Origin of the sequence: Cognatilysobacter lacus, assembly GCF_008274655.1 — a bacterium.
GTDB classification, from domain to species: Bacteria; Pseudomonadota; Gammaproteobacteria; order Xanthomonadales; family Xanthomonadaceae; genus Cognatilysobacter; species Cognatilysobacter lacus.
Genome location: NZ_VTRV01000135.1, coordinates 1 through 7,521 on the forward strand (window position 1 = coordinate 1; position 7,521 = coordinate 7,521).

Genomic DNA, 7,521 nt, shown 5'->3' on the forward strand with positions numbered 1-7,521 from the left:
GTGCCTGCGCGGCCGCGAGGTCGCGCCCGAGCAGGCTGATGTCGGCTCGCGGCGCCACGCGCGTGATGCACGTCGCGCGGTTGCGGCCCGACGATTTCGACAGGTACAGGGCCAGGTCGGCCACGTGCATCGCGTGTTGCCAGTCGACGCCGGGCTGCAGGGGACACGGCGCCGCGCCGATCGAGACGGTGACGTCCACCCGGTTACCCGCGATATCGATCGGGATCGCGGCGATCGCGGCGAGCGCACGCACCGCGAACGCCTGCACGCCCTCGGCGCCCGTGCCGGGCAGCAGCACTGCGAACTCCTCGCCCCCCCAGCGCACGACGGTGTCCTGCTGGCGAACCAGCGCCTGCAGTCGCGAGGCGATCTCGACCAGTACCCGATCGCCGGCTGCGTGGCCCCACGTGTCGTTGACCTGCTTGAAGAAGTCGACATCGACAAGCACCAGGCCCATCGGCGCGGCCTCGCCGTTGCGCCCGGCATGCCGATCCATCAGCAGCTGGCACTGACGCCGATTGGCCACGCCGGTGAGCGGGTCGTGCATCGACTGTTCGGACAGCACGGCGATGTCGCCGGACAAGCGCTGGTTGTCGGTGCGCACGCGCTTCATCCATTGCACGAGCGGCACGACGGCGAGTGCGAGGGCGACCGCGAGCGCTGCCCACAGGCGCTGCTGCCACGCGCGCACGGCGAGTTCCGCCTGCTTGATGCGGTTCGCGGCGGCGAGCCGGTCGATGTCGCGCTGCCGGGCCTGCGCGTCGTAACGCTCCTGCATTTCCAGCACCGTCTTGTCGCGTTCCTGCTGGGTGAGTTCCTGCTGCTGCGTCGCGACCTTCTCCAGCGCCTCGAGCGCTTCGCGGTAGCGACCGGCCGACTTGTAGATGCCGACCAGCTCGCCGGTGATTCCGACCGCGTCGCTGCGGGCATCCATCTGCTGGGCGATGTCCGCCGCCTGTCGCACCAGGGCAAGGCCGCCTTCGACGTCGCCCAGGTGCGCGGTGGCAACGCCGGCGTTGGTCAGCGCATAGGAGAGGCTGCGACGGTCGCCGCTGCTGCGCGCGAGCTGGGCGGCCTGCTGCGCGTAGTCGAGCGCGCGTTTGTAGTCGTGCTGCATCAACCAGTGATCGGCAAGGTTGGACAGGCTGACCGCTTCGAACTCCTCCATGCCGCGCTGGCCGCGCGACAGGCGCAGCGCCTCGTCCAGCGCTTCGCCCTGCTGTTCGACCAGGCCGGCGCGCCCGAGTGCGTTCGCCTCGTTGAGGCGCAGCGACGCCATGGCGTACGTGAAGCCGATCCGCTTCGCGTCGGCGTAGGCGCGGTGGGCGATGAGGTGCGCGCGGCCGTAGTCGGCAAGGCCGGTGGTCATGGCGACCATCAATGCCTGCGCCCGGATGCGGCTCGCCTCGTCACCCGCCTTCTCGGCGAGGTCGGCGGACTTCAGCGCCTCGGCGATGCCGCCGGAGAAGTTTCCGTGGATGTTGTAGAGCCGGGCGCGCGAGTAGTGGTAGTTCTGCACGACGTCGGGCGAGGCGTCCGCCAGCCGCGCTTCCACGACACGCAGCAGGCGCTCCGCCTCGTCGGGTTCGCGGCGGGTCAGTGCGTCCTGCGCCCGCACCAGCGCGGCTTCTGTCGCGCACGGGCCACATTTCTGCTCGCGAGCCATCGCGTCGAGCGACGCCAGCGCCTGCTTTGCCGCCGCGACCATTCCCGGCTGTCGCGAGGTGACGGCCAGGTAGCCGATTGCCGCTGCGTAGCGCTCGCGACGGGCGATCGGCGCCGATTCGCCCGGGCGGTCCGCGGCTTCGAGGCGGTCGATCGCCTCCGCGGCCGAGCGGTAGCCGTGCAGGCTCTGGTCGCGCAGCACGTCTTCGACGCGCTCGCTGGCAGCCGCAGAGGTAGTGACGAGCAGCAGCAGGAAAAGGACCCGGGACGCATTCATGGATGCACTATCGGCCCCGCCGCCCTTTAGCTGAGGATCGACGTACGCAACGGTTCAGGCAGCGGCGGTGGCTTCGCCCCGGAGCGCCGAACGGTATCGGCGGCTGCACGGCACCGCGGTGCCGTCCTGCATGACGACGCGCGCATCGCCGGAGTCGACCGGTTCGATGCGGTCGATGACGTCCAGGTTCACCACCCAGCTGCGGTGCACCCGACGGAACCGCGCCGGGTCGAGCTTCTCCTCGATCTGCGCCATCGTGCAGCGCAGCGGGTAATCGCGGCCCCGCACATGCAGGTTCACGTAGTTGCCCGACGCCTGCAGCCATTCGATGTCGGCGGCCGCCACCAGGAACTCCTTGCCCAGCTTGCGGACCAGAAAGCGCTCCGGCCGGGCGACCGGTTCGGCTGCCGGCGCGTCGTCAGGCGCGGAAAGCAGGCGGGCCTCACCCTGCAGGCGGCGCAGGAACAGGCGGTAGGCCTCGACAATCAGCACGCTGCTGGCGAAGCCACGTGCGTCCTTGAGGTATTCGTACCCCCACTCGGAGACCCAGTCGCCGAAGTCGTAATGGGCCCCGAGGGCGGCATAGACCGCCTTGCGGATCGCGACCATGCCCGCCACGTGCAGGGCGGACCAGACCACGCTCGCAAGCAGGTACTCCGCGAGTCGCCGCCGCCACGTGCTGAATTCGAGCGGCCGCCAGCGCGTGAACGCAACGATCGCCGGCACGAGCAGCAGGGCCACGAAGTTGCTGCTGAACTCCCAGACCACGGGCTCCCAGCCGCGCACGTCGACCTGGACCCGGCGCAGGTCGAGGTCGACCGTGATGCTGTTGGCGATGCTGTTCACCAGGAACAGGCCGATCCAGAAGCCCCACTCGAGCCACGGGCGCCACGGCTGGAAACGGGCCCAGTCGGCGTCGGCGGCGGGTGGAGGCGCGTTACTCATCCGCGCATTGTCACCCGCGGACGCCGGGAGGCGCTGAGCGCTCGTCCCCGGCGTCCACCGTTCGTCCCCGGGGCCGGGCGGCGCGTCACACCGCGCCCTGCGATCGCCGCCGGGGCGCTGAAAGTCGGCCGACGCCAACGGACCGACGCCATGAACCGACGCCACCACATCGACGCCCTGCGCGCCCTCGCCTTCGCCCTGCTGATCCTCTATCACTGGGGGATGCTCTACGTGGGCGGCGACGACTGGCGCTGGCACATCAAGAGTTCCCACACGTACGAGTGGCTGCAGCTGCCCATGCTGTTCGTCAATCGCTGGCGGATGTCGCTGATCTTCCTGGTCTCGGGAATCTCGAGCGCCTACCTGTTCGCCCGCTGCAGCCCGCTGTCGTTCCTCGGACAGCGCACCTGGCGGCTCCTGCTGCCGCTGGTGTTCGGCATGCTGGTGATCGTGCCCGTGCAGCCTTACGTGCAGGGCATCCAGACCGGCTTCGTGAAACCGGGCTTCGTCGACTTCCTGCTGCGCTACTACGAGTTCCGTCCGTGGCCGAAGGGCGCGTTCGACGGCGACGCCAGCGGCGTCACCTGGAACCACCTCTGGTACCTCGCGTACCTGTGGGCGTTCACGGTCGCGCTCGTGTTGCTTCGACCCCTACTCGACTCGCGCGCCGGGCTGCGCCTGCGCGACGCCGTCACGGGCCTGCGCGGCGGGTGGCTGCTGCTGCTGCCCGCCCTTCCGATCGCGATCGAGACGGTGCTGCTGCAGGGTCGCTTCAAGGACACCGGCGACCTCGTGCACGACGGCTACCGCGACGTCCTCTACTTCACGGCGTTCCTGTACGGCTATTGGCTCGCTCGCGCGGACGGGGCCTGGGCGGAATTCGCGCGGCTGCGCCGCCGCTCGCTGGGGTGTGCGCTGGCGCTGTTCCCCGTCTACTACTGGCTGGGCCACACGCTGCCCGATGACCTGCCCGGCGCACAGGCGTTGATCTGGACGCTGCGCAGCCTCTACATCTGGCTGGCGATCTCGGCGGTGCTCGGCTGGTCGAAGGCGTGCCTGGACCGCCCGTTCGCGTGGCTGGGCTGGGCGAACGAGGCCGTCTTCCCGTGGTACGTGCTGCACCAGAGCCTGATCATCGCGATCGCCTACGTGCTGGTGCCGCTCCGGCTGCCGGTGCAGATCGAAGCGCCGGCCGTGCTGGCGGGAACCGTCGCCGGCTGCTGGCTCGGCTTCGCGGTGATCCGCCGCGTACCGATGCTGCGGCCGCTGTTCGGCATGAAACTGCGCGAGCGTCGCGTGTCACTGCCCGGGACCGCGAGCCTCGGCCGCGCGCGCGACGCCGACCTCGCCTGATCGCGCTGGCGCCCGGAACATTCCGGGCGCCCGGGGTCATCCCGCACGGGCGGGCGGCAAAGTACCGCCCGATCAGTGCTTGGGTTCGGACACGCCGCGCAGCAGTTCGGCCGTGTTGCGATCGCGGCCGCTGAGCGCGACGTCGGCCTGTGCGACCACACCGCACAGACGGCCTTCCTGGTCGACGACCAGCAGGCGGCGGATCTGCTCGGCTTCCATCAACTGGATCGCGTCGGACAGGCTGCTGTCGACCTGCACGCTGCTCACCGGCGACGTCATGCAGTCCTTCGCCGCGCACTGCTGCGGGTCGCGGCCCTCGGCGACGACGCGCAGTGCGACGTCGCGGTCGGTCACGGTACCGATCGGCTTGCCGGCGGCGTCGATCACGGGCACCAGGCCGCAATCGTTTTCCAGCATCAGGCGGGCGACTTCGCGTACCGGCGTGTCGGCCTGGCAGCTGGCGGGATCGGGTGTCATGACGCTGCGGATATCCATTGAACGCTCCAGCCAGGGGATAAGGAAGCCACACACGCTGGGCCAACGGCGGTCGGGCACGCGTGAAGCCGGCACTCACGACGGCCACCGGCCGTTTCACTGCCGTCATGGGTTCATCAAGCAGCTGTCGGTTAACCTGCCCCATTCACCCGTTGAGGCTCCCCTATGAAGCAACCTCTCGCACTCGCGCTGGCGCTGGCCATCACCGCCACGTCCGCGCCGGCTGTCTCGCACCCGGTCAAGCACGCGGCCAAGCATGCCGCGAAGCACGCCGCTTCCGCCAAGAACACCAGGTCTGCCGTGAATCCCTTCTTCGCGCCAAGCGCTCTGCCGCTGCACTACCCGCAGTTCGACAAGATCAAAGACACCGACTTCGCGCCCGCGTTCGATCGCGGCATGGCGGAGCAGCTGAAGGAAGTCGATGCCATCGCCAACAACAAGGCGAAGCCGACCTTCGAGAACACGATCGTCGCCCTCGAAAAGAGCGGGCAGACGCTGCGCCGCGCGCAGACCGTGTTCGGCAACCTCGTCGGTGCCGACACCAACGACGCGCGCAACAAGCTCGACACCGAGTACTCGCCGAAACTGGCCGCCCACAACGACGCGATCAGCCTCAACCCGAAGCTGTTCGCACGTGTCCAGACGCTCTACAACGAGCGCCAGTCGCTCGGCCTCGACGCCGAGGGCGTGCGCCTGGTCGAGAAGTACTACCAGGACTTCGTGCGGTCGGGCGCCAAGCTCAACGACGCGCAGAAGGTGCGCCTGAAGGCGATCAACGGCGAGATGGCGAAGCTCGGCACGCAGTTCAGCCAGAACGTGCTGGCCGAGCGCAACGAGCTCGCCGTCGTTGTCGACAGCAAGGCCGAGCTCGCCGGCCTGCCGGACGAAGCGATCGCCGCCGCCGCAAAGGCCGCGAAGGACCACAAGCTCGAGGGCAAGTACGTCATCGAGCTGCAGAACACCACGATCCAGCCGCCGCTGACGTACCTCGACAACCGCGATCTGCGTGAGCGGATCTTCAAGGCGTCGATCTCGCGTGGCAGCCGAGGCAACAAGTACGACAACACCGGCATCGTGTCGCAGGTCGCCAAGCTGCGCGCCGAGAAGGCCGCGCTGCTCGGTTACCCGACCTACGCCGCCTACGCGCTGGAAGACCAGACCGCGAAGACGCCGGAAGCCGTCAACGCCATGCTCGCCAAGCTCGCCCCGCCGGCCGTCGCCAACGCCAGGCGCGAGGCCGCCGACCTGCAGGCGATGATCGACAAGGAACAGAAGGCCAAGGGCCAGCCGACGTTCAAGCTGCAGCCGTGGGACTGGGCCTACTACTCGGAGAAGGTGCGCCAGGCCAAGTACAACTTCGACGAAGCACAGCTCAAGCCGTACCTCGAGCTCAACAACGTGCAGCAGAACGGCGTCTTCTTCGCCGCGAACCAGCTCTACGGCCTGACCTTCAAGGAGCGCAAGGACCTGCCGGTCTACGAGCCCGACGTACGCGTGTTCGACGTGTTCGACAAGGACGGCAAGCAACTCGCGATCTTCATCTCCGACATGTATGCCCGCCCGAGCAAGAACGGCGGCGCGTGGATGAACTCGTACGTCGACCAGTCGGCGCTGACGGGCTACCTGCCGGTCGTGGCCAACCACCTCAACATTCCCAAGCCGCCGGCGGGCCAGCCGACGCTGCTGTCGTGGGATGAAGTGACCACGATGTTCCACGAGTTCGGCCATGCGCTGCACGGCATGTTCTCCGACGTGAAGTACCCGTACTTCTCCGGCACGAGCGTGCCGCGCGACTTCGTCGAGTACCCGTCGCAGGTGAACGAGATGTGGGCCGACTGGCCGGAAGTGCTGGCCAACTACGCCAAGCATTACCAGACCGGCGCGCCGATGCCGAAGGCGTTGCTCGACAAGGTGCTGGCAAGCAGCAAGTTCAACCAGGGTTTCTCGACCACCGAGTACCTGGGGGCGGCGCTGCTGGACCAGCGCTGGCACCAGCTCCCGGCCGACAGGATCCCGGACGCTTCGGGCGTGATGGCGTTCGAAGCCGCCGCGCTGGCAAAGGACGGCGTGGACTTCTACGCCGTGCCCCCGCGCTATCGCACGCCGTACTTCAGCCACATCATGGGCGGCTACGCGGCCGGCTACTACGCGTACATCTGGTCCGAAGTGCTGGATGCCGACAGCGTCGAGTGGTTCAAGCAGAACGGCGGCCTGACGCGCGCCAACGGCCAGCATTTCCGCGACACGCTGCTTTCGCAGGGCGGAAGCCAGGACGCCATGGTGCTGTTCCATAACTACACCGGCCGCGACCCGTGGATCGAGCCGCTGCTGAAGCGACGCGGCCTCGACGCGCCGACCGACGACAGCAAGGCGCCGAGCGACGCGTCGCCGACGCCGCCGGCCTCGACCACGCCCAAGAAGTAAGCGCCAGCACCATCGCGTAACACGACGCCGTCCGGAGAGATCCGGGCGGCGTTTTGCTGTGCGAGGCACCGGCTTCGCTCACCGCACGCCGTCGCCCGATGGGCCACCATGCGCACTCCCGCAGGCGGCACGATGGACGGCGCGATGCAGCAGCAAATCCGCTTCACCACTCCGATGACGATGCGCTTCGCGTTGCTCGCGTCCTGCGTGGCCGCCACGGCGCTCGGCGCGTGCAGCAGTCCTCCGGAAGCGCCAATCGAGCGAACGAACCGGGCGACGACGACTCCGACGAGGAGCGCAAGTACGACGCCACGCGCGGGAAGCTGCGCAAGCAGCTGCGAAGCGGCGCGATCGACGAGCGC

General features: G+C 68.6%; 5 protein-coding genes. 2 read left to right on the plus strand and 3 right to left on the minus strand.

Translation table 11 applies throughout. The features are described from left to right. Positions 1–1,942: GGDEF domain-containing protein (locus tag FW784_RS11100; protein WP_149353409.1), on the minus strand; the 1,942-nt coding region annotated here is incomplete at its 3' end. A gap of 54 nt (positions 1,943–1,996) precedes the next feature. After that, entirely contained in the window at positions 1,997–2,887 is an 891-nt protein-coding gene (locus FW784_RS11105; protein WP_149353410.1) for a LytTR family DNA-binding domain-containing protein, read from the minus strand. A 150-nt stretch (positions 2,888–3,037) separates the two neighbouring features. Between FW784_RS11105 and FW784_RS11110 the strand changes: the two genes are divergently transcribed. Then, positions 3,038–4,240, plus strand: a complete 1,203-nt coding sequence (locus FW784_RS11110) for an acyltransferase family protein (protein WP_149353411.1) — start codon at positions 3,038–3,040, stop codon at positions 4,238–4,240. A 72-nt stretch (positions 4,241–4,312) separates the two neighbouring features. Here FW784_RS11110 and FW784_RS11115 read toward each other — a convergent pair whose 3' ends face one another. Next, entirely contained in the window at positions 4,313–4,735 is a 423-nt protein-coding gene (locus FW784_RS11115; protein ID WP_149353412.1) for a CBS domain-containing protein, read from the minus strand. 165 nt (positions 4,736–4,900) lie between these two features. Between FW784_RS11115 and FW784_RS11120 the strand changes: the two genes are divergently transcribed. After that, positions 4,901–7,159 carry a M3 family metallopeptidase gene (locus FW784_RS11120; RefSeq protein ID WP_149353413.1) on the plus strand — a complete coding sequence of 753 codons (2,259 nt, stop codon included), beginning with the start codon at positions 4,901–4,903 and terminating at the stop codon, positions 7,157–7,159. Positions 7,160–7,521 lie beyond the last annotated feature (362 nt).

Bases quoted from the DNA above. Each gene is read 5' to 3' on its own strand.
- FW784_RS11105 (WP_149353410.1), bottom strand. From the start codon at position 2,887: ATGAGTAACGCGCCTCCACCCGCCGCCGACGCCGACTGGGCCCGTTTC.
- FW784_RS11110 (WP_149353411.1), top strand. From the start codon at position 3,038: ATGAACCGACGCCACCACATCGACGCCCTGCGCGCCCTCGCCTTCGCC.
- FW784_RS11115 (WP_149353412.1), bottom strand. From the start codon at position 4,735: ATGGATATCCGCAGCGTCATGACACCCGATCCCGCCAGCTGCCAGGCC.
- FW784_RS11120 (WP_149353413.1), top strand. From the start codon at position 4,901: ATGAAGCAACCTCTCGCACTCGCGCTGGCGCTGGCCATCACCGCCACG.